This is a genomic window from Bifidobacterium choerinum (assembly GCF_002761235.1).
Classification (GTDB): domain Bacteria; phylum Actinomycetota; class Actinomycetes; order Actinomycetales; family Bifidobacteriaceae; genus Bifidobacterium; species Bifidobacterium choerinum.
On sequence record NZ_CP018044.1, the window covers coordinates 990,880 to 1,012,959 of the forward strand.

Consider the following 22,080-nt stretch of genomic DNA (forward strand, 5'->3'; position numbering starts at 1 on the left):
GGAGACGGAACGACGATGGCGACACGGAAGACGGCGCAGGCGAACGAAGGACGATGGACGGCGACGCAGCTGACGGCGCAGGAGATGGACGCATTGTCCGGCAGCGATCCGCTCGGCGACTTCCAGCAGACCTCGCAGATGGCGGCGCTCGCGGCGAAGCACGGCTCCGTCTGCTCGCAGGTCGGCCTCAGGGACGCCGACGGCCATATCGTCGCAGGCGCGATGATCGCCTACACGCCGAGCCGTTTCGGCATGGCCGGATCGATCTGGCTCGGCCCGGTCTGCGACCCCGACGACGCGGCGATGATGGCCGCGATGAGCGACGCGATCCGCGCCGACGCGAAGCGCCGCCATGCGATCAGCGTCTCCTGCTGGCCGAACCTCGTCTACCGGCTGCGCGCTTCGGACGGCACGCCGACCGAGGAGCCGCACGACGAGTACCTGCGCGCCTTCGAACGGCTCGGCTGGCAGCATCAGCCCTTCACCCGCGGCTACGACAGCGTCATCAACCGCTGGGTGTACGTCAAGGACCTCACGCCCTACGACACGGCCGACGCATTGCTCAAGTCGTATGAGAAGCGCACGCAGTGGAGCATCGAGCGCGCGCGGTCGATGGGCGTCGTCGTCAGGGAGGTCGGCGCCGACGAACTGCACGTCTTCGCCGACATCGAACGGCAGACGGCGCAGCGCCGCCATTTCGCCTACCGCGGCGAACAGTACTTCCATGATTTCGCCGACGCCTTCGGCGACCGCGCGCATTTCCTCATCGCCTACATCGACACGGCCGCCTACGAGGCGTCGATGCAGCGCAAGGCGCAGCGGCTCGAGGAGCTCGTCGCCGGCCTCGGGGAAAAGCTCGCGCAGCGCGAGACGACGAAGCTGCGCCGCCGCCACAACGAGGAGTCGAGCAATCTCAAGGCCGCGCACAAGCGGCTCGACGCCGCACGCGAACTCAAGGCGCGCGGCGCGATGCTGCCGGCCGCATGCTCGCTGTTCGTGACGCATCCGAACGAGACCGTCTACCTGTACTCGGGCAGCGTCGAGGAGTACAAGCCGTTCTATGCGAGCGCATTGATCCAGCACGAGGCGATGGTCAAGCTGTGCCTCGACAAGGGCATCACGCGCTACAACTTCTACGGCATCGACGGCGTCTTCGACGATCCGGACAGCGAAGGCCACGGCGTGCTCGAGTTCAAGCAGGGCTTCAACGGCCATGTCGAGGAGCTCGTCGGCGAGTTCGTGCTGCCGGTGAGCCGTGCGCGCATGGCGCTCAGGCGCACGCTGAAGAAGGTCCTCGGCTGACCGTTGCGCGGCGGCTGTGACGCCTATCTGCGCTGAGGGGGAGCAACTTCCTCGATGTAGGCGGGTATCCGGCCTCATCGGCGTTGGAAATCCGCGGTTGCCGAAGGCCATACTTGCCGTTTCGGGAGAAGTTGCTCTCCCTCAGCGCAGATGGGGGCGCCGGGCCTGTACGCCAGGGCGCTGCGGCGCCGCATGCATGTCAGGCCGCACATGTCGGCACATATCCGCACATGATCTCACAGCATTCCGGCGGCGATCAGCATGTGGGCGCCGGTCATCAGCAGGATGCTGATGGCGGCGGTCACGGCGAGCGAGAAGCCGGCGAGCCTCGCGTTGCCGAGCACCTCGTCGGTGAACAACGTCGAGAACACGGCGATCGGCGCGAGGCAGCACATCATCGTCGCCTCGCGGATCATCGGGTCGAAGGGCAGCAGGAACCACGCGGCGGCCGCGAACAGCAGGCCGAAGGGCAGTCGCCAGGCGATGACGCGCAGCACGGCGAGGACGTCGCGTCGGTCGGAGGGCACGTCCATCAGCATGCCGACCATCAGCATCGCGACGGAGGCGTTCGCATTCGCCAGCGGCGCGAACAGGTCGGCGAACCAGACGGGCAACGTCACGCCGATCGCCGTCAGCACGATCATGACGACGTAGACATCGAAGGGGACGGAGCCGACGAAGCCCTTGAGGATCGTGCGGCGCAGCGAACGGCGCGCGAGGCGTCTGGCGTCGGGGTCGGTCGGCTTCTCATACGGCAGCGTCGGCGTGTCGCCGGCGCCCTGCTCGGCGAGCGTGCGCCCGGGGCGGATGTGCAGCAGCGTCTGCGTCATCACGTTCGTGCCGGCGGCCACCATGATGCAGTTGCCGATGTCGAACATCGCGGCCGGCACGACGGCGGCGGAACCGAGGAAGGCCTGCACGACCGGGAAGCAGAAGCAGCCGATGTTCAGGCCGGAGGCGTTGAGCATCAGGAACGCGCGGGACGCGATCGGGTGGCGCGACGTCGCCAGATAGATGACGACGACCGGGATCAGCGCGACGACGAAGCCGTAGGCGGACAGCCACAGCAGCGACAGGTCGTGCGGGTTCCTCGCGAACGAGTAGACGATCGAGCCGGGAAGGACAAGGTCGAACAGCACGACCTGGATGATGCGGTAGTCGCGCGGGCCGAACAGGCCACGACGCTTGAACAGATAGCCGACGACGATGATGCACAGCAGGGAGATGGGCTGGAGCAGCGTGAGCATGGTGGCCTCGGTCGCGGATGGGCGGATGGATACGCGAAAGGGACGGATGGGTGGTCCGCGTGCGCGAGATGGGACTCGAACCCACACGTCGAAGACACAGGAACCTAAATCCTGCGCGGCTACCAATTACGCCACTCGCGCGTCACTGCACCGTTTCGTCTTCCGGCCGTCCCGCGGTGCAGATGGCGCGCGAGTGATCGGAAAACAAAAACCCTAGGCCGTGTAGCCTAGGGCAGTGGAGCCACTTGACAGAATCGAACTGTCGACCTGCTCATTACGAGTGAGCCGCTCTACCGACTGAGCTAAAGTGGCGTGCTTAGTGCACAAGATGGTGAGTATAGTCGATGCCGGGCGATTGCGCAATACGCGCGTGTCGCGCGTGTCGCGCGTGTCACGGACGGTGTGGCCGGCGGGGAAATCGTCGGGATGGTCGTGGGGTTTTTGTGGGGGGGCGGACGGCGAGGAGGCACCGCGTGAGGCGATGCGCGAGGCCGCGCGAGGCGAGGCGTTGCAAGGCGTCACGCGTTCGCGCGACCTGCGCGACTGTGTAAGATGAACGGCATGAGTAACGGATTCGACGATTTCTACGCCATCATCCCCGCAGGCGGCACCGGCACGAGGCTGTGGCCGTTGAGCCGCGAAAGCAAGCCGAAGTTCCTCTTCGACCTGCTCGGTCAGGGGCGCACGCTCATCCAGACGACCTTCGACCGTCTCGCCGCGATCTGCGGCATCGACCATGTGTGCGTGAGCACCGGCGAGCGCCACGTCGCCGCCGTGCGCGAACAACTGCCGGAGCTCAGCGCCGAGCATATCTTCGCCGAGCCGTCGCCGCGCGATTCGACGGCGGCGATCGCGCTCGCGACGGCCGTGCTGATGCGCCGCCACGGCGACGACATCATCGTCGGATCCTTCGCCGCCGACCACGTCATCCGCGGCAAGCTCGCGTTCATCGAGGCGGTGCGCCAGGCCGTGCAGACCGCGCGCGTCGGCTACGTCACGACGATCGGCATTGCCGCGTCGCGCCCGTCGACGGCCTTCGGCTACATCCACGAAGGCGGTTCGCTCGCCGCGCAGATTCCCGACGCGCCCGACGCGACGCTCGTCGAACGCTTCGTCGAGAAGCCGAACGCCGTCACCGCGCAGGCGTATCTGTCGACAGGCGAATACCGTTGGAACGCCGGCATGTTCGTCATGCGCGCGAGCGTGCTGATGGACCATCTGCACAAGGAGAAGCCGCGGCTTGCGCGCGCGATCGACGCGATCGCCGACGCGATCGTCGACGACGACCGCGCCTACGAGGCGGCCGTCGAGACGGCGCGCGCGCAGGGCGAGAACCCGCGCGAGAGCGTGCACCGTGAGGACTTCCGCGCGCATCGCGATGCGGCGATGGCGAAGCACTGGCCGTCGATCGAGAAGATCGCCTTCGACTACGCCGTCGCTGAACCATTGTCCGTCGAAGGCGGCGTCGCGATGATCCCCGGCGACTTCGGATGGGATGACATCGGCGACTTCAATTCGGTCGCCGCGCTGCTGCCGAGCGTCGACGAACGCAACAACAAGGTGCTCGGCTCGCTCGACGACGTCTCGACGCTCGACTCGGCCGGTGACGTCATCGTCGCCGGCGGCGGCCGCACGATCGCGCTGCTCGGCGTCAACGACATGGTCGTCGTCGACACCGCCGACGCGCTGCTCGTCGCGCCGCGCGCTCGCAGCCAGGAGGTCAAGGCGATGGTCAAGCATCTGGCGGAATCGGGTGCGGACGAGCTGCTGTAGCCGCCGCGCGCGTGTGGCGGCGGCGACGTTCCGCCGTTTTCGGTTAACGTCGTTAAGCAATGAGAGGTCGCACATCGCGCCCGGCGCGACGTGCGGCACTGTCTTATTTCGTGAGTAGTGTGTGTGTTCTGTGAAGCGTTGCAAACGTATGCCGACTGACGGCGGCGCGGACGGCGCCATCGCAGCACGCGCGCTTTGCAGAAGATGATGATGAAAGGACCAACAATGGCAATCAATCCTCCAGTCGACGCCACCCAAACCGAGGCGTGGGCCAAGCTGCAGCGCCACTATGACGACATGCAGACCGAAGGGGTCGACCTCAAGAAGTGGTTCGCCGAGGACGAGAACCGTGTGGATGCGCTGTCCTTCGACGCGGGCACGCTGCATTTCGATCTTTCCAAGAACCTGATCAAGCCGGAGACGCTGCAGCTGTTCGCCGAACTCGCCAAGGAAGTCAAGCTTGCCGAGCGCACCGAACAGATGTACACCGGCGTGCACATCAACAACACCGAGGACCGTGCCGTGCTGCACACCGCGCTGCGCCGCCCGGCCGAGGACGAGGGCAAGTACATCGTCGACGGCCAGGACACCGTCAAGGACGTCCGTGAGACCCTCGACCGCATGTACGCCTTCGCCGACAAGGTCCGTTCCGGCGAATGGAAGGGCGTCACCGGCAAGGAGATCGAGACCGTCGTCAACATCGGCATCGGCGGTTCCGACCTGGGCCCCGTCATGGCGTACGAAGCGCTCAAGCCGTTCGCCGACGCCGGCATCAAGGCGCGCTATGTCTCCAACATCGACCCGAACGACATCGCCGAGAAGACGCGCGACCTCGACCCGGAGACGACGCTCTTCGTCGTCGTCTCCAAGACCTTCGGCACGCTCGAGACGCTGACGAACGCGCGTGAGGCGCGTGCGTGGCTCCTCGAGGAGCTGCAGGCCTCCGGCGCCATCGACGGCACCGGCGAGGCCAAGGCCGACGCCGTCGAGAAGCACTTCGTCGCCGTCTCGACGAACCTCGAGCGCGTCAAGGAATTCGGCATCGACCCGAAGAACGCCTTCGGCTTCTGGGATTGGGTCGGCGGCCGCTACTCCGTCGATTCCGCCGTCGGCCTGACGCTGGCCATCGTCTTCGGACCGGCCCGCTTCGAGGAGTTCCTCAACGGCTTCCACCAGATCGACGAGTACTTCAAGAACACGCCGTTCGAGAAGAACGTCGTCGTGCTCATGGGCATGCTCAACGTCTGGTACCGCAACTTCTTCAAGGTCGCCTCGCACGCGGTGCTCCCGTACGACCAGTACCTGCACCGCTTCCCGGCGTACCTGCAGCAGCTGACGATGGAATCCAACGGCAAGTCCGTGCGCTGGGACGGCACCCCGGTGACGACCGAGACCGGCGAGATCTTCTGGGGCGAGCCGGGCACGAACGGCCAGCACGCGTTCTTCCAGCTGATCCACCAGGGCACGCAGCTGATCCCGGCCGACTTCATCGCGTTCGCGAACACGCCGAACCCGCTCAAGGACGGCGACCAGGACATGCACGAGCTGCTGCTCGGCAACTACTTCGCGCAGACGAAGGCGCTCGCCTTCGGCAAGACCGCCGACGAAGTGCGCGCCGAGGGCACACCGGAGGACATCGTCCCGGCCCGCGTGTTCACCGGCAACCGTCCGACGACGTCGATCATGGGCGTCCGCCTCGATCCGTTCGCGCTCGGCGAGCTGATCGCGCTCTACGAGCACATCACCTTCGTCGAGGGCACCGTCTGGGGCCTCGATTCCTACGACCAGTGGGGCGTCGAGCTCGGCAAGCAGCTCGCGAAGGAGATCACGCCGGCGATCTCGCAGAACGACGAGGCGCTCGCCGCGCAGGACGCGTCCACGCGCAGCCTGATCAACTTCTACCGCAAGGTCCGCGAGTTCTGATTCTCGGCGGTTTCTCGGCGGCAGCTGGTGCGGCTAGCGACTGCGGCTGTCATTGCTGGTGGCTGACGCTGTTGCGGCTGTTACTGCTAGCTGCTGCCGTTTAGGTAGCTGTTGCTGCTGGATAGCGGTTGCGGTTGCTGCGGCGGCGTCTGCTGTCAGGTAGTTGCCGCCGAGATAGCCGTGATCCATACATAGGGTGCATGGCCCCGCTGCGGGCTGTGCACCCTTTTGCTGTTTATTGTGCCTATGCGGCTGTAGCCGGCAGTGTGTAGGCGACTTACCCAAATTATGCCGTCTCGGCGGCTGCGGGTGGCGCTTTTTTGGTGGCCTTACCCACAGAATGCCGTCTCGGCGGCCGTGGATGGCGCTTTTTTGGTGGCCTCACCTACAGAATGCCGCCGTAGCGGCTGCGGATGGTACTTTATGGGTGACCTTACCCACAGAATGCCATCTCGTCGGCTGTGGACGGCATCCTGTGAGTGTGCCACCCACAGAATGCCGTTGGGGTGATGGGGGATGGCCGTTTGTGTGTGGTCTCACCTGAATATTGCCGTGATGGCAGCCGTTGATGGCAATTTATAGGTGGACTTACTCAAATACTGCCGTCACGACGGTTGTAAATCGCAGTTGGTGATTGACCTCAATCACCAACTGCCGCATATAGGGATGGAACGATCGCCGCGCGAAGCTGCTCATGGTTGTGTTCATGGCCGTGTGTACAATACCGAACGTTGTGTCGATGCATGGGGTGCCGCATAACCCCGCGCATCTTCGGGTCCAGCCGAACGTGACTTTCGGCGGATCGGCAGCGCGGGCCGCAGCGGTCCGCGAAAATCTGGCGGCGTCCAGAAGACGACCGCCCCAACCACTGCGCTGATATGCGGCAGCGAGCGAGGAACATCATGGTTAACGCTATTGAGGCATTCGACGCCAAGCACATGAAGCCGGCCGACGAGATCCCGGCGTTCCGTCCGGGCGACACCGTCGACGTGAACGTGAAGATCAAGGAAGGCAACAACTCCCGTATCCAGACCTTCACCGGCGTGGTGATCGGCCGTCAGGGTTCGGGCGTGCGCGAGACCTTCATCGTCCGCAAGATCAGCTTCGGCACCGGCGTTGAGCGTCGCTTCCCGCTGCACTCCCCGGCGATCGACTCGATCAAGGTCGTCCGTCGTGGCCGCGTGCGCCGCGCGAAGCTCTACTACCTGCGCAACCTGCGCGGTAAGGCCGCCCGCATCGTCGAGCGCCGCGACAACTCCGCCAAGTGAGTGCGGCCGCGCACGTCATCCTGCAGTGACGATCGCGCGTGTGCATAGTCGTCAGAGGATCCGTGTTCCGCGGATCCTCTTTTCGTATCGTTCGCTGTCGGTGACATGTCGATGATGCATTGAAGATTCCGTCCGTGGCCGAATGTGACGAGCTTGTGCATGCGGGCGTCCGTTATGCCAGCGATGTCATACAATGGCGTACAGCGTAGCCGCGCGTTCGTTGTGCGGATGCGGGGAGCACGGCAGCCAACAGTCAGGAGATCCATGCGCAACGATTCGTCAGCCGAGGACAGCCGGATGGGTGGCGAAGGCGCATCCATGCAGACGCAGGGCGGCGCCGGCCGCGACGACGTGTACAGCGCGCGGCATGCCAACCAGCCGAAGCCGGACGCGAAGTTCACGGTGCGCGATTTCCTGCTGTGGTGCGCGCTGCCGATCGCGATCGTCGTGCTGCTGCGCGTGTTCCTGTTCGGCATGTACGTCATTCCGTCGAGGTCGATGGAAGACACGATCCTTCCCGGCGACCGCGTCGTGACGACGAAGCTCGTGCCGCGTGTCACCAAGCTCAAGCGAGGTGACATCGTTGTCTTCAAGGATCCCGCGAACTGGCTCGCCGACGAACAGAACACGTTCTCGAGTGATTATCTCATCAAGCGACTCATCGGCCTGCCGGGCGACATCGTCGAATGCGACGGCAACGGAGCGCCCGTCGTCATCAACGGCGTCGCCATCGACGAATCGTCGTACATCAAGCCGGGCACCGAGCCGAGCGCCTTCCCGTTCAAAGTGACCGTCAAGCCGGGCCATGTGTTCGTGATGGGCGACAATCGTTCGAATTCCGCGGATTCCCGATACCATCAGAACGACGGCGACAGTGGACTCGTGCCGATCAGCGACATCGTCGGCGTTGCCTTCGCGCGCTACTGGCCGCTCAACCGGCTCGGTTGGCTGAGCGCGCATCACGATGTCTTCGCCGATGTGCCGTTCCGCGAAGCGAAGAACTGACGTTTCACGTGAATCACGACGAGTGATGACAACCACGGCGAATGGCTGCGCGCGGCGGTTGTGACGGCGCGGTCATGGCAACGATTGCATGGAGTGTCGCATGCGGTGATGATGCAGGCGGTCTCGCACGGTGATGCAGGGCGACTATGCGGCGTGGGTGCGTGGATGCGTGCAGTGATGATGCCGGCCGACTGCGTGATGCGTGCGGTCGCGACGGCGGTCGCGTAGAGTGAAAGTGATGCGCGCGGCGGCTGCACTGGACGGTCGTGCAATGTGGCGGCTGGAACATCGGGCGAACGGAACAACGATCAGAAAAGAGGATGGGATGAGCATTTCCGCAGTGCCGACGTTTGAGCTCGAGAGACGTATCGCGGCGGATGGATGCGATGTCATCGTCGGATTCGACGAAGTGGGACGAGGGTCGCTCGCCGGACCGGCCATGGTCGGCGCCGCAGCGTTCCGCGCCGCCGATCTCGACCGTGCGCAGCAGACGGTGCCGCAGTATCTGGCGGATTCGAAGATGCTCACCGAACATCGTCGCGAAGCGCTGTACGAACCGCTGCAGACATGGGTGGACGCGTATGCCATCGGTTCGGCGACGAATCAGGAGATCGACGAGTGGGGCATCTCGCACGCGCTCGGTGTGGCCGCACTGCGCGCACTCGATGAGGTCGAGCGCGCACTCGGCATCGATGGACACGGTGATGCGCGCGTCGGTGCGATCCTCGACGGGCCGAACGACTACATCACGAAGGCACTTGGCACCTTCGAGGCGCCGCTCGTGCCGGTGCCTGCACACGTCATCACCCAGGTCAAAGGCGATCAGCGGTGCTGTTCGGTCGCCGCCGCGGCCGTGCTCGCGAAGGTGACGCGTGACCGGCTCATGGTTGCGCTCGCGGAGAACCCCGACTATGCGCGCTACGGATGGGCGCACAACAAGGGCTACGGATCGAAGGCGCATCGTGTGGCGATCGCCGAATATGGTCCGAGCGATCTGCATCGTGTCAGCTGGAATCTGACATGAGCGATGCGGACGGTGTGCATGGCATGCACACCGTATGCGCGATATGCGCAGTGCGGACGCCGTGCGTGCCGCGCACGCCGTGAGCGGAGGAAAGTGCCGATAGTCCACATATGTGGATGCGCATGTGGGGAAAGCGAGGCGACTGTCCACATGCGGTGTGGAAAGGCGCCGATAGTCCACAAAAGTACAGCGATAGTCCACATTGGTAGTGGATACGGGTGTGCACATGCGGGCACGATGATGGATGTCATGTTGGTTGGTGAGTCTGATCCGCGCAGATGGTCGGAATTCCGGGCTTTTGCGCAGGAGTGAGAGAAACGTGTGGGTGTGCCGCAATCGCAGGGGAAGGCGCCGATGGTCCACATGTGGGGGATACGCGTGGGGATGAAACTACAGCGATAGTCCACAAAAAAGCATGTCTTGTTTCAGTGCATAGTTTACTTGTTGTCAGCTGTGCGGTTTACTTGTTGTCAGCGCATGGTGTACGTGCAGTCGCGCGCGGCGCTCGCGGGCGGGATGCAATCGTATGCGTCATCCTTAAGGCTGACGAATGCGCGGGACCGAAGACGAAGTCATCCCGATGCATGATGGTCGCGCCGCAGAAGCGGGCATACCGTGGCAACTATGAACGCACAGAATCCGTCACAGCAAAGCAGCACGAATAATCCGCCGGCGGTGAACCCGGCGCGCGCCGTACGCACGCAACAAGGAGCGCCGACGCCGGTGCTGCACGGCATCGACCTCGTCATGGACTACAACGCGACGTCGCACAGCACAATCCAGCCGGGGCAGCCGCCGGCGCTCAACCATGCGAATTTTCTCGTCGGCGAAGGCGAGCGCGTGGCGATCATGGGACCGTCGGGCTCGGGCAAGTCGACGCTGCTGCACGTGCTCGCCGGCATCACGAAGCCGACAATCGGCCGTGTGATATTCCGCGGCGCCGACATCGATCGCATCAGCGAGGCCGAACGCACACGTTTGCGCCGTCAGGCCTTCGGATTCGTCTTCCAATCGGGACAGCTGCTGCCGGAGCTGCCAGCCGTCGAGAACGTTGCGCTGCCGCTGATGCTGTCCGGCATGCCGTATCGCGAGGCCACCGACCGTGCGCTTTCCTGGCTCGATCGCATCGGTCTGCGCCATCTGATGTTCAGCCGGCCCGGCGAGATGAGCGGCGGCCAGATGCAGCGCGTCGCGATTGCGCGTGCGCTGTGCGTGAACCCGGCGATCATCTTCGCCGACGAACCGACCGGCGCGCTCGACCAGAACACCGGGCATGACGTCATGCAGCTGCTGATGGAGGCGGCGGCCGCGAACAACGCCGCCGTCGTGCTCGTCACGCACGACCCGAACATCGCCGCCTTCTGCGGACGCACCGTCCACATGCGCGACGGCATCGTACTCGACGCGGCGAACCAGCGGATGGGCAATTCGCCGTACAGGGGAAGGGACAGGGGAAGGGACAGGGGAAGGGGCCGGGGCATGGAATACGGTGCCGGCGCCCGCACGGCTGTTTCACAGCGTGCCGACGCCCGCGCGCGTGACTTCGTGCATGGAGCCGATCCGCGAGGCGGCGCTGTCGGCGGCGCGACGATGCCCGCAATGGTTGACCATTCGCGCAATCCTTCGCAAGGAGTCGCACGATGAACACGTTTGCCCTCTGGAGACTGTTCCACCGCAGTCCGGCCGCCATCGCGCGGTCGCTGCACACCGTGCAGCGCGACGCGCAGTCGGACGCGCAATCAAACGCACAGCCTGCGGTGGTTGTGCCGACGTCGAACATGGTCGCGGCGATGGCGGCGTCGACGTCGGACATGGCATTGCCGAAGACTGCGGACGCATCGCGAGCGGTCACGGATGCGATCACCGACGCCACGGTCGCGGCTGCAGCGGATATGCAACCGACGACTACGCCGGCAGCTGATACATCCGCAGCGCACACGTTCGCACAGCCCACGTCGTCCGCCACCACACAGCCGGTGCGCGCGGGACGTCGCGGCGGCGACTTCACCGGCATGCTCGCCGTCATCGCCTTCGCCGCCGCGACCGCGATCTTCCTCACCGTGCTCGGCGGTCTGCACGGCTTCATCTGGCGCGCGTCGCCCGACCATACGGTGGCCTGCATGTTCGACGCCGCGCGCTGCGCATCGCATGACAACGTGAGCGCCAACGGCGAGTTCTACGTCACGCTTGCGATCTTCGCGTGCGTGCTGCTCATCGTCCCGTTCACGACGCTCGCCGGTTCGGCGGCCAGATTGGCGGCGACCCGACGCGACGAACGTCTCGCGGCGCTGCGGCTCATCGGCGCGACGACGGCGCAGGTCACACGGTTGACGGCCCTTGAAGCGGTCAGCCAGGCGGTGCTCGGCGCACTCATCGGCGTCGTCGGCTACTTCGCGATCATGCCGCTCATCATGACGCTCACCTTCGAAAACCGACGGTTTGGCTTTGCACAGCTGTGGGTCGGCCCATATGCGCTTGTCGGCACCGTCGTCGGCGTCGCATTGCTCGCGCTCGTCTCCGCATTGCTCACGTTGCGCCGCGTCGCGATCACGCCGCTCGGCGTCAGCGCACGGCAGGGGTCGGCGATGCCGAGCGGGTGGCGCGCCATCGTCTTCGTCGTCGTACCCATCGGCGGATTCGTCGTGCTCAACAGTCTGCAAATGTTCGCGCAGGCCGGCATGATCGTCGTCTATGCGATCGTGTTCGGCATCATCGGCGGCTGCTTCATGCTGCTCAACCTCATCGGTTCGTGGATTGTGACAGCCGTCGCGAAGACACGCGCCCGCCATCCGAAGAACGCGGCCGTCATGATCGCGATGCGCAGAATACTCGACAATCCGAAACGCGCATGGCGCAACGTCTCCGGCATTGCGCTCGCCGTGTTCATCGCCGGCGTCACGTCGGTGTGCGGCATACTTGGCGCCGGCGATGACGCGGATCCCGAATCGCTGATGATGATGCACGACATCGCGCTCGGCGGCACGCTCACGCTCCTGTTCGCGGCCGTGCTCGCCGCCGTCAGCTCGGGCATCATGCAGTCGGCGAGCGTGTACGACCAGGCGGACGAATACCACATGCTCATCCTCGAAGGCACCGACGCGCGCACGTTGCGCCGTGCGCGATTCAGCGAAGTGCTCACGCCGCTCAACACCGTCATCATCGTGGCGGCCGGATGTTCGATGTTCCTGATGCTGCCGCTGCTCGGCTCCGCGCTTACCGAGCCAGCGGTGCTGCTGCGGTTCGCGCTCGGCATCGCGCTGTGCTATGCGCTCGTCAGCGTCGGCGCCGTGTGCGCGAACCGGACAGCGACGCGTCTCGATACGGTCAGCCGTCGCCGCGACGACTGACGACGGGGACGCGCCCCACCGATGCGGAATGGTCGGAGGTGGACGCGGCCGTGGGGCTGCCGGCATTGCGGCGATGGGCAACCGGATACGGCACGGCGACGACTCCGCGTGACCGCTGTCCTGCCGGCTGGCAGCCGTCCGTGATCACTGGGGTGCTGTCATTTGTGGAAATGGAGGCCGACGGGTATGGAAGATGGCGAACATTGCTGTTGCATGGCGGTCCGGGCTCGAGCCGCATGCGCTCAAGGAGAAAATCGGCACTTCTAGTCTGCTTCGGCAGGGCTGGATCGATGTTGACGGGAATCGTGACGGCGTTGGCGACGCTATCTGCGGCTTCGGCGGGACTATCTCGGCTGAGGAGGAGCATTTTCTCGGCTAGTCACGAGTATCGGCGTCCGAAGGCACTGCGCCATGCCGTTTTGCCGCTTGATACTCGGCCTATTCGGAGAAAATGCTCCTCCTCAGCCGAGATAGTTGCGTAAGACCCGCATTCATGCTCCTCGGGGCCTCAATGCAGACTTTCCGGAATGGTCGGTTCGGATGGGGATCTTCCGGCTTCCGCTGCGGAACAACGCGTGGGCATGACCGGTGGCGTCGGCCGTACTGAGGCCTTCCGGCCCCACGCCGTGGAAGACGCGGCCGCCAATCGTGGTTCCATGCCGAGGATCGCGCAAGTACGCGCGTATCGGCACGCCGCTCCGCTGTCAGCTCAGGATCGCGGCGATGATCGCGATGAAGATCGGACTCGTCACAGTCGAGACGAGGATGCCGTCGCGCGCGAAGGTGAGACCCACGCTGTAACGGGCCGCGTAATTGTAGACGTTCTGGCCGGTCGGCAGCGCGGCGAGCACGACGCACGCGTATAGCACCGGGCCGCGGAAGCCCATCACGAAGTAGGCGAGCAGAAATGCGATGATCGGCATCACGACGTTCTTCAGCACGGCGACGGTGACGATCGCCGGACGGTTGCTCTTGTTCTGCATCGGTTTCGTGCCGTGCAGCGACATGCCGAACGCCATCAGGATCATCGGGACCGCCGACGCGCCGATCATGCTGATCGGGTTGCGGATGTAGTCCGGCACGATTGCAAAACCGAACTTCGCGTTGAGCAGCGAGACGAGAATGCCGAGCATCGTGCCGATGAGCAGCGGCTGATGCAGCGGCTGCTTGAGGATCGTCTTCGCCGAGACCTTGCCCTTCGTCGTCGCATCGAGCACGGTCAGGCCGATCGGCGTGAACACGGCCTGCTGCATGACGAGAATCGGTGCGACAAGCGCCGGGTTGCCGAGGATGTAGGTGGCGATCGGCAGACCGATGTTGTTCGAGTTCAGGTAGAGCGAGTTGAGCACGCCGATCGTGGCGTCGGGCGCCTTCAGATGGAAGAAGCACGCGTTGAGGATCAGGAAGATGACGCCCACCGCGAGCGCCGAGAAGAACGCGACGAAAATCGATGGATGGAAGATCTCGCCCAGCTTCTCGTCGGCGAGGATATCGAACATCAGGCAGGGGCTCGCGACGAAGAAGCTCAAGCGGTTGAGCACGTACTGCGCCTGCGGGCCGCCGATCTGCATGCGCGCGGCGACATAGCCGACCGCGATCACGATGCCGATGACGCAGAAACCTTCCATCGCGCTGATCAAGCCCGCCATGACGCTCCTTTACTCGTGTGTTTCCGTTTGTGCCTTGCTGTGCTTTGTTGTGCTTCGTATGCTCGTATGCTCGTATGCTCGTATGCTCGTATGCTCGTATGCCCAACTCAGTGTGTCACCTCCCTCCCACATCGCGCGTCATTTGTTTCAAAACGGGCGCGCGCTCGCGTCCTGACTCATCGGCCGTGTCGATGAACCGTCCCGTAGCGTCGGTGCTGTCGATGAGCCGGGACGCTAAGGGGCCGTTCCGCGGGTGGTTCCGTCGGTCGTGTCGATGTTCCGTCCCGCGAAGGGGACTGTTTCCGTCCCGTTCCATCGGTTGTGTCGATGAACCGTCCCGTAGCGTCCCGTTCCGTCGGGCATGTTGATGTTCCGTCCCGCAAACGGGCCTGTTTGCGTCCCGTTCCATCAGAGCCGCCGATGAGCCGGGACGCGAAGTGGCTGGTTCGCGGGTGGTTTCGTCGACCGTGTCGATGTTCCGTCCCGTAGCGTCCCGCTCCGTCGTGCGCGTCGACGTTCCGTCCCGCTGGGGAGCCTGATTGCGTCCCGATCCGTCGCACGCGTCCATGTTTCGGGACGCTGGGGAGTCTGTTTCCGTCCCGTTCCGTCGGTGCTGTCGATGAACCGGGACGCTAACGGGCGGTTCCGCGGGTGGTTCCATCGGCCGTGTCGATGAACCGTCCCGTAGCGTCCCGATTTGTCGTGTGCGTCGACGGTTCGGGACGCGAAGGGACCTGATTCCGTCCCGTTCCGTCGCCGCCGCCGGCAATCGCGGACGCCAGAAGACCCGGCGCGCTGTGTCGCCGCCCGTATGCCCGCACTGCGGTCGCGCCGACCGTGTCGCTGACCCAGCTGTTACGATATGTGCGAGCAAACCGACTATGAATCGTTCTGTATCTGGAGATTTCAATGACTGCTAACTCCGCACCTATTGCTTCCGCCTCCAACACGTCGCCCGCCTCCTCCACCACCGCGACTCCGATTCCTCCGGCGTCCTCCATCGCTATCGACCCGTCCGCGGGCGACCAGCGGAACCTCAACGATCTGATGGCGCAGGTGATGAGCGTGTATTCGGTGAGTGATGACGAAGGCCCGCTCACCGATATGGTCGAGGAGTTCCTGCGCGCGCAGCCGCATCTGACGGTGCGCCGCCACGGCGATACGCTCGTCGCGACCACGGACTTCGGCAAGGAGCATCGCGTCGTGCTCGCCGGACATCTGGACACGGTGCCGGTCATCGACAACTTCCCGCCGTTGTGGCTCGAACCGGGCGATCCGCTGATCCGCGGGGACGTCGCCGCCGCCCATCCGGGCGAACGTGTGCTGTGGGGGCGCGGCGCGACCGACATGAAGGGTTCCGACGCCGTGCTGCTGTTCCTTGCGGCCACATTGACCGACCCGAAGTACGACCTGACCTTCGTTTTCTACGACCATGAGGAAGTCGCCGCCGAGAAGAACGGCCTGCGCAAGGTCGTCGAGGCGCATCCCGACTGGATTACCGGCGATTTCGCGATCATCGGCGAACCCACCGACTGCGGCATCGAGGGCGGCTGCAACGGCACGATGCGTTTCGACGTCGTCGCGCACGGCGTGGCCGCGCATTCGGCGCGCGCGTGGATGGGCGACAACGCGATCCACAAGGCCGCCGAAATCCTCAACCGGTTGAACGCCTATGAGAACAAGGCGGTCGACGTGGATGACCTGACGTATCAGGAGGGTCTCAACGCGACGCTGATCTCCGGCGGCAACGGCACGAACGTCATCCCCGGCGAATGCCGTGTCCATGTGAACTACCGTTTCGCTCCGGACAAGACGCTGCCACAGGCGAAGGCATTGATGATGGGGGCCGATTGCGGCGCCGAACTCGGCAACGGCGAGCATGTCGCGACCGGCGGCGTGTTCGCGGGTTTCGGCATCGAGATGAAGGACGAGTCGCCGTCCGCGCGTCCCGGCATGGACGATCCGCTCGTGCAGTCGCTTGTCGCGCTTGTGCGTGAGCGTACCGGCCGTGAGCCGCTGGCGAAGCTCGGTTGGACCGATGTGGCGCGTTTCTCGCAACTCGGCATCCCCGCCGTGAATCTGGGCGCCGGCAGTCCGCTGTTGGCGCACAAGCATGACGAGCAGCTGCCCGAAACCGACCTCACGCTCATGGCCGGCATCCTCACCGACTGGCTGAACTGACTCGCGCGTCCCGTTTCGTCGGTGCAGTCGATATCCCAACCCGCAAAACCACCTGTTTCCGTCCCGATTCGTCGGCCGCGCCGACGGATTGGGATGCTGTGGGGCCTGTTTCCGTCCGGTTCCGTCGACCGCGTCGACGTTCTGGGACGCTGGGAGGCTGTTTCCGTCCCGTTTCGTCGTGGATCTCGATGGATTGGGACGCGGAGCAGGTGGTTTCCGTCCGGTTCCGTCGTCCGACCGGATGGTTCGGGACGCTGCGGGTGGGTTCGTCGGCTGGTTCGATGGGTTGGGACGCGGGCGGGGAAGTTTGCGTCCCGTTTCGTCGGCCGGCTCGATGGTTCGGGACGCTGCGTCCCGTTTCGTCGGCCGGTTCGATGAGTTGGGACGCTAACAGGCTGATTCGCGGGTGGGTTCGTCGGCTGGTTCGACAGGTCGGGACGCGGGTGGGGAGGTTTGCGTCCCGTTCTGTCGGCTGGTTCGATGGGGCGGGACGCTAAAGGCCCGGTTTGCGGCCGGTTTCATCGGCCCCGTCGACGTTCCGGGACGCGGGGTCCGCGAACCGCCGCCGCGCACATCCGCCCACGCCGTCGCACATTCGACCATGAGTTATGTCATACTGAGACGTGGCGGTTTTCTGCAAAAATCGCCCAACAACCGATGGCGTTGATCCCCTCGCGTTGAACCCGGAAGAACGGGATCGTAAACCGCGAGCGCCGGTGTCCGCCTTCGCTTGAATCGACTTTTGGATTGCCACCAGCGTGCGCGACTCGCGCGGCCATAGTGAGAGTATGGCGTGAGAACGCATGGGGCCAGGACGTCTGCGCCGTGATTGCAGCATGGCGCGCCGTTAGGAGCATAGTGCCCGATTTGACTGATGGTTTCGTCGCGAACGAAACTTCCGCATCTACAGAGAAGACCCCCGAAAACGTTGCCGCGCAGCCGGCGCCGCGTCGTCGCGGCCGCCGTGTCGTGCGTGACGCCGGCGCCGCGAACGCCTCCGTCGAGCTCAAGGTGGAGGAGCACGCGCCGCTGTTCCGCGAGCCGAGCGTGCCCGCATTGCCCGCGTCGAAGCCGGCCGCGGCGATCACGTCGTCGAAGGACGACAAGGATTCCGCTGATGGCGAACCGAAGCGTCGCCGTACGCGTGCGACGTCGTCGTCGCGCAGCCGTTCCGCAGCCGACGTCGTCGACGCGCTCGACGACGTCGTCGACAATGCCGACCGTGACGCCAATCGCGAATCCGGCCGCACGTCGCACCGCCGCGCCTCGCGTCCGATGACGTCGCTGCTGTTCCAGGAGCCCGTCATCCCGCTGCCGGGCGACGAGGACGACGACCGCCGCTCCCGCCGCAACGGCGCTGATGACGATGACGAGGAGCCGGCGCCGCGCAGCCGTCGCCGTCGTGCCTCCGCCTCCGACGATGAGAACGAGTCCGCGCCGCGCCGCCGTTCGCGTCGCGCGTCGTCCGCCGCCGACGAGGACGATGAGGAGCCGACGACGTCGCGTCGCTCGCGCCGCGCGAAGTCGCAGGACGATGACGAGGAGCCGGCGCCGCGCAGCCGCCGCCGTTCGCGTCGTGCATCGGCCGCGCATGAGTCGTCCGACGCCGACGACGTGACCGAGACGAGCGAGGAGACGACCGTTCGCGACTACCCCGACGGCGAAGAGGAGACGACGTCGACGCGCCGCCGTTCGCGCAGATCGAACCGTCGTCTCAACGCGCAGGAGCGTCGCGCGGCGGCCGAAGTCGAGCAGATCGAAGAGGACCTCGTGCTCGACGACATCACGTATGCGCCAATCGACGACGCGATCGCGCGCAACGCGAAGAAGAAGGCGAACGACGAGCACGGCGAGGACGAGGACGAGGAGGAGGAGACGTCGATGCGCACGCGTCGCCGTCGCCGTCGCCGCTCGCAGGAGTCCGACGCCGAGCCGACGAAGTCGAACGACAAGAACGCCGACAAGGACAACGAAGAGAACAACGAGGAAGACGAGGAGACGACGGTCACGCGTCGTCGCCGCCGTCGCCGTGGCGGCAAGAACGCCGAAGAGGAGACGACGACGCACCGCTCGCGCAAGCAGCAGTACATCGACGAGATCACCGACGTCGAAGGCTCCACGCGTCTCGAGGCGAAGAAGCAGCGTCGTCGTGACAACCGTCGCGAGCGCAGCCGGCAGAACCAGCTGCTCGAGCAGGACTTCCTCGCCCGCCGCGAAAACGTCGACCGACTGATGGTCGTGCGTCAGCGCGAACGCCATACGCAGATCTCGGTGCTCGAGGACAACGTGCTCGTCGAGCATTACGTCTCCGACATCCAGGAGGTCGCGACGGTCGGCAACATCTACATCGGCCGTGTGCAGAACGTGCTGCCGAGCATGGAGGCGGCCTTCGTCGACATCGGCCAGGCGCGCAACGGCGTGCTGTACGCGGGCGAGGTCAACTGGGACACGACACGTCTCGAAGGGCAGCCGCGGCGCATCGAACTCGCGTTCCGCTCCGGCGATCCGGTGCTTGTGCAGGTGACGAAGGATCCAATCGGCCATAAGGGCGCGCGTCTGACGAGTCAGGTGACGCTCGCCGGCCGCTTCCTCGTGCTCGTGCCGTTGGGCGGCATGACCGGCGTCAGCCGCAAGCTGAGCAGCCGTGAGCGCAGCCGCCTGAAGTCGATTGTGTCGAAGGTCGCGCCGAAGGACATGGGCGTCATCATCCGCACGGCCGCGGAGGGCGCCACCGAAGAGGCGATCGTCAAGGACATGGAACAGCTCACGCATCAGTGGGAGCAGATCCAGACGAAGTTCGAGGAATTCCGCCACGGCAAGCGTCCGAAGCTGTTGCAGGGCGAGCCGGACATGGCGATCCGCGTCGTGCGCGACATCTTCAACGACGACTTCCGCAAGATGATCGTCGAAGGCGACAGCGTCTATGAGCGCATCGAACAGTATCTGGATACAATGGCGCCCGATCTGAGCGCAAAGCTGGAGAAGTGGGATCCGGCCGAGCACGAAGGCAAGGACGTGTTCGACAAGTGGCAGATCGATTCGCAGCTGCGCAAGGGCATGGAACGTCAGGTGTACCTGCCGTCCGGCGGATCGATCGTCATCGACCGCACCGAGGCGATGACGACGATCGATGTGAACACCGGCCGGTTCATCGGCCGTGGCAAGTCGCTCGAGGAGACGGTGACGCGCTGCAACCTCGAGGCGAGCGAGGAGATCGCACGGCAGCTGCGTCTGCGTGACATCGGCGGCATGGTCATGATCGATTACGTGGACATGGTGATGCCGGCGAACCGCGACCTCGTGCTGCGGCGTTTGGTCGAGTGCCTGGCGCGCGACCGCACGAAGCATCAGGTGGCCGAGGTCACGTCGCTGGGCTTGGTGCAGATGACGCGCAAGCGCATCGGTCAGGGACTCGTCGAGGCGTTCTCCGAGGAATGCCCGACATGCAAGGGGCGCGGCTTCATCGTGCACGACGAACCGACGATCTCCAGCGACTACGACGACCCGTATGCGCTCAAGGGCGGCGACCCCTTCGTCAAGACGAACAAGCACGGCCACGGCAGCGAGGCGCACGCCGGCGGTTCCGGTTCGCATGGTTCGCACGGCGGTTCCGCCGGACATGGCTCTTCGAGCGGCGGCCGCGGCGCGCATGCGTCGGTGCCACAGGGGTCGTCCGATGCCGTCAAACAGAAGCTCGCGCAGATCGCGGCAGCCGCTGTGGCCGCGACGAACGCCGAGGAGGAGATCCACGACGCGCTCAACGACGCCGAACATCTGGAGGTGCAGATCGAGCACATCGAGGAGAATAAGGACTAGTTCTCACTGGTTCTCACTAATCCTCACTAGTCCTTCGCGGGCGGCTGTCCGCGAAGGCGACCGTGGGCGCGTGTCTGCGCGTGCATAGGTAGGCTGAATGGCCGTGGGCGAAGCTGACGCTGCCGCCCACGGCCGTTCTGCATCTTCGGCTGGTCTGTTCACTGGGGCGGGGTGCGGTTTGCGAACTGGTTGGGGGTGTCGCTTGGCGGGGCGGTTCGCTTGGGAAGAAATGTGGATAGCGGGGGCGTCCGTACACAGGTGGCGGCACAGGTGGCGGTGCCGCGCGATGGGCGGCTAGCGTATGGGCTCATATCCCGCCGATGGAGTGCGGGGGAATGTGTGGAAAGGAGCTATCATGCGCAGACATGCGGCAATGGAGCAGCAGTTGGATGAGGCGGAGGCGGCGCGCAGATGCCTGCACGCCACCAATGATGGGGTGCGGCAGGCGTTGATGCGGCGGCGCAGAGCGGGCGAGATCGTGTCGCCGATGCCCGGATTGTTCATACGGCGCACGACCTGGGAGGCGCTGACGCCGATTGGGCAGATGTGCCATCTGGTCCGCGGCCTCGCGCAGATTCATTCCGATTGGGTCTTCGGCGGCGTCGCTGCCGCGTGCATACTCGGCTTGTGGATCGACTACCACACCGTACGGGAAGCGCTGCGAAGCGGCAAGGTCGATGTGACGTGCACGGTGCGCAACGGGCGTCCAGACGGCCGTCATATGCATCGCATCCATCCGGATGCCGGATCATGCATGCGTGTGGATGGCGTGAAGGTGACGGCGCCGGAGCGAACGGCGGCCGATTGCGCGCGGATGCTGCCGTTCGACGCTGCGATGCAGGTCGTGTGCTGCGTGCTGCACAACGGTGTGGAACTGACGTCGATCATCGGATGCGCGGCGCATACCGGCGAGATCGGCAAGGCGGAGCGGGCCGTGTACCAATATGCCTCACCGCTTGTCGAGAACGGCGGCGAGGCGAAGGCGCTGGCCCGATTCATCCAATGTGGATTCGCGATGCCGCAGATGCAGGTGGTGTTCGTCGACCCGCAGACCGGACGCACCTACCGCGTGGATTTCCTATGGCTGACGAATGACGGCAGAATCATCGTCGTCGAGCTCGACGGGCTCGTCAAATACACCGATCCGCAGATGACGAAGGGGCGCTCGCTCGGCGGCATCATCGACGACGAACGCGAACGGGTTGAAGGACTGAAGCACGCCGGCGTCCATACCGTGGTGCGCATCCGGATGGAGGACCTGAACAATACGGCGATGTTACGGTGGAAGCTGTGCGAAGCCGGAGTGCCTGTACGTCGGTAGCGGGCTCTGAAGGTCGGCTCAGCGATCATGCCGGTGCGGTCTTACGGCCGGCATGATCGCAACCGGCGGCGTTTGCGATCATCGTAGGGAAGATCCGCGTGCGAGATGTTCGCTAGGCCAGTACGTTGCGATCACGGCGGGTGCGGATTGATGCGGAGATGTTCGCTGAGGAACCTGTTTGCGATCGTCCCGGGTGCGGATTGCGTGCGGAGCGTTCGCTGGGG

The 22,080-nt window shown here is 64.9% G+C and carries 13 protein-coding genes, 2 tRNA genes and 1 pseudogene; 12 read left to right on the forward strand and 4 right to left on the reverse strand.

Annotated elements, in window-relative coordinates; genetic code table 11:
* Nucleotides 1-15: 15 nt before the first annotated feature.
* Nucleotides 16-1,302 carry an aminoacyltransferase gene (locus tag BcFMB_RS03830; protein ID WP_024541070.1) on the forward strand — a complete coding sequence of 429 codons (1,287 nt, stop codon included), beginning with the start codon at nt 16-18 and terminating at the stop codon, nt 1,300-1,302.
* 236 nt (nt 1,303-1,538) lie between these two features.
* On the opposite strand, the gene BcFMB_RS03835 is transcribed toward BcFMB_RS03830, so the two are convergent.
* The 3 genes from BcFMB_RS03835 to BcFMB_RS03845 all read right to left on the reverse strand — a co-directional run bounded on the left by BcFMB_RS03835 (nt 1,539) and on the right by BcFMB_RS03845 (nt 2,861).
* On the reverse strand, nt 1,539-2,549 hold the full coding sequence (locus BcFMB_RS03835) for an AEC family transporter (protein WP_099721101.1): 1,011 nt from the start codon (nt 2,547-2,549) through the stop codon (nt 1,539-1,541).
* A 60-nt stretch (nt 2,550-2,609) separates the two neighbouring features.
* A tRNA-Leu gene (locus tag BcFMB_RS03840) sits at nt 2,610-2,690 on the reverse strand.
* Between the two features lie 95 nt (nt 2,691-2,785).
* Nucleotides 2,786-2,861, reverse strand: a tRNA-Thr gene (locus BcFMB_RS03845).
* Between the two features lie 249 nt (nt 2,862-3,110).
* On the opposite strand from BcFMB_RS03845, the gene BcFMB_RS03850 reads away from it, so the two are divergent.
* From BcFMB_RS03850 to BcFMB_RS03885, 8 genes and pseudogenes are all read left to right on the forward strand, one after another.
* Complete coding sequence (locus BcFMB_RS03850; protein WP_024541068.1) at nt 3,111-4,322, forward strand: mannose-1-phosphate guanylyltransferase; 1,212 nt, start codon at nt 3,111-3,113, stop codon at nt 4,320-4,322.
* 225 nt (nt 4,323-4,547) lie between these two features.
* Nucleotides 4,548-6,245, forward strand: a complete 1,698-nt coding sequence (gene pgi, locus BcFMB_RS03855; protein WP_024541067.1) for a glucose-6-phosphate isomerase — start codon at nt 4,548-4,550, stop codon at nt 6,243-6,245.
* Nucleotides 6,246-7,147: 902 nt separating this feature from the next.
* On the forward strand, nt 7,148-7,513 hold the full coding sequence (gene rplS, locus BcFMB_RS03860; protein WP_024541066.1) for a 50S ribosomal protein L19: 366 nt from the start codon (nt 7,148-7,150) through the stop codon (nt 7,511-7,513).
* 264 nt (nt 7,514-7,777) lie between these two features.
* The gene (gene lepB / locus BcFMB_RS03865) at nt 7,778-8,518 is read left to right on the forward strand and encodes a signal peptidase I (RefSeq protein WP_418215004.1); all 741 of its coding nucleotides are present in this window, start codon (nt 7,778-7,780) and stop codon (nt 8,516-8,518) included.
* Nucleotides 8,519-8,843: 325 nt separating this feature from the next.
* Complete coding sequence (locus tag BcFMB_RS03870; RefSeq protein WP_029675521.1) at nt 8,844-9,542, forward strand: ribonuclease HII; 699 nt, start codon at nt 8,844-8,846, stop codon at nt 9,540-9,542.
* 747 nt (nt 9,543-10,289) lie between these two features.
* Nucleotides 10,290-10,934 (forward strand): annotated as a pseudogene (locus BcFMB_RS03875) (ABC transporter ATP-binding protein); the annotation flags it as partial.
* Between the two features lie 248 nt (nt 10,935-11,182).
* Nucleotides 11,183-12,889 (forward strand): FtsX-like permease family protein, encoded by a 1,707-nt coding sequence (locus BcFMB_RS03880; RefSeq protein WP_232513876.1) that lies wholly within the window; start codon nt 11,183-11,185, stop codon nt 12,887-12,889.
* Between the two features lie 193 nt (nt 12,890-13,082).
* Nucleotides 13,083-13,268 carry a hypothetical protein gene (locus BcFMB_RS03885; RefSeq protein WP_099721102.1) on the forward strand — a complete coding sequence of 62 codons (186 nt, stop codon included), beginning with the start codon at nt 13,083-13,085 and terminating at the stop codon, nt 13,266-13,268.
* Nucleotides 13,269-13,593: 325 nt separating this feature from the next.
* On the opposite strand, the gene BcFMB_RS03890 is transcribed toward BcFMB_RS03885, so the two are convergent.
* Nucleotides 13,594-14,538: an AEC family transporter gene (locus tag BcFMB_RS03890; RefSeq protein ID WP_099721103.1), complete on the reverse strand. Its 945-nt coding sequence runs from the start codon at nt 14,536-14,538 to the stop codon at nt 13,594-13,596.
* A 909-nt stretch (nt 14,539-15,447) separates the two neighbouring features.
* Between BcFMB_RS03890 and dapE the strand changes: the two genes are divergently transcribed.
* The 3 genes from dapE to BcFMB_RS03905 all read left to right on the forward strand — a co-directional run bounded on the left by dapE (nt 15,448) and on the right by BcFMB_RS03905 (nt 21,856).
* On the forward strand, nt 15,448-16,719 hold the full coding sequence (dapE, locus tag BcFMB_RS03895; protein ID WP_099721104.1) for a succinyl-diaminopimelate desuccinylase: 1,272 nt from the start codon (nt 15,448-15,450) through the stop codon (nt 16,717-16,719).
* An 858-nt stretch (nt 16,720-17,577) separates the two neighbouring features.
* Nucleotides 17,578-20,535 carry an Rne/Rng family ribonuclease gene (locus BcFMB_RS03900; protein WP_232513877.1) on the forward strand — a complete coding sequence of 986 codons (2,958 nt, stop codon included), beginning with the start codon at nt 17,578-17,580 and terminating at the stop codon, nt 20,533-20,535.
* A gap of 355 nt (nt 20,536-20,890) precedes the next feature.
* Nucleotides 20,891-21,856, forward strand: a complete 966-nt coding sequence (locus BcFMB_RS03905) for a hypothetical protein (RefSeq protein WP_157775075.1) — start codon at nt 20,891-20,893, stop codon at nt 21,854-21,856.
* The last annotated feature ends 224 nt before the right edge of the window (nt 21,857-22,080 follow it).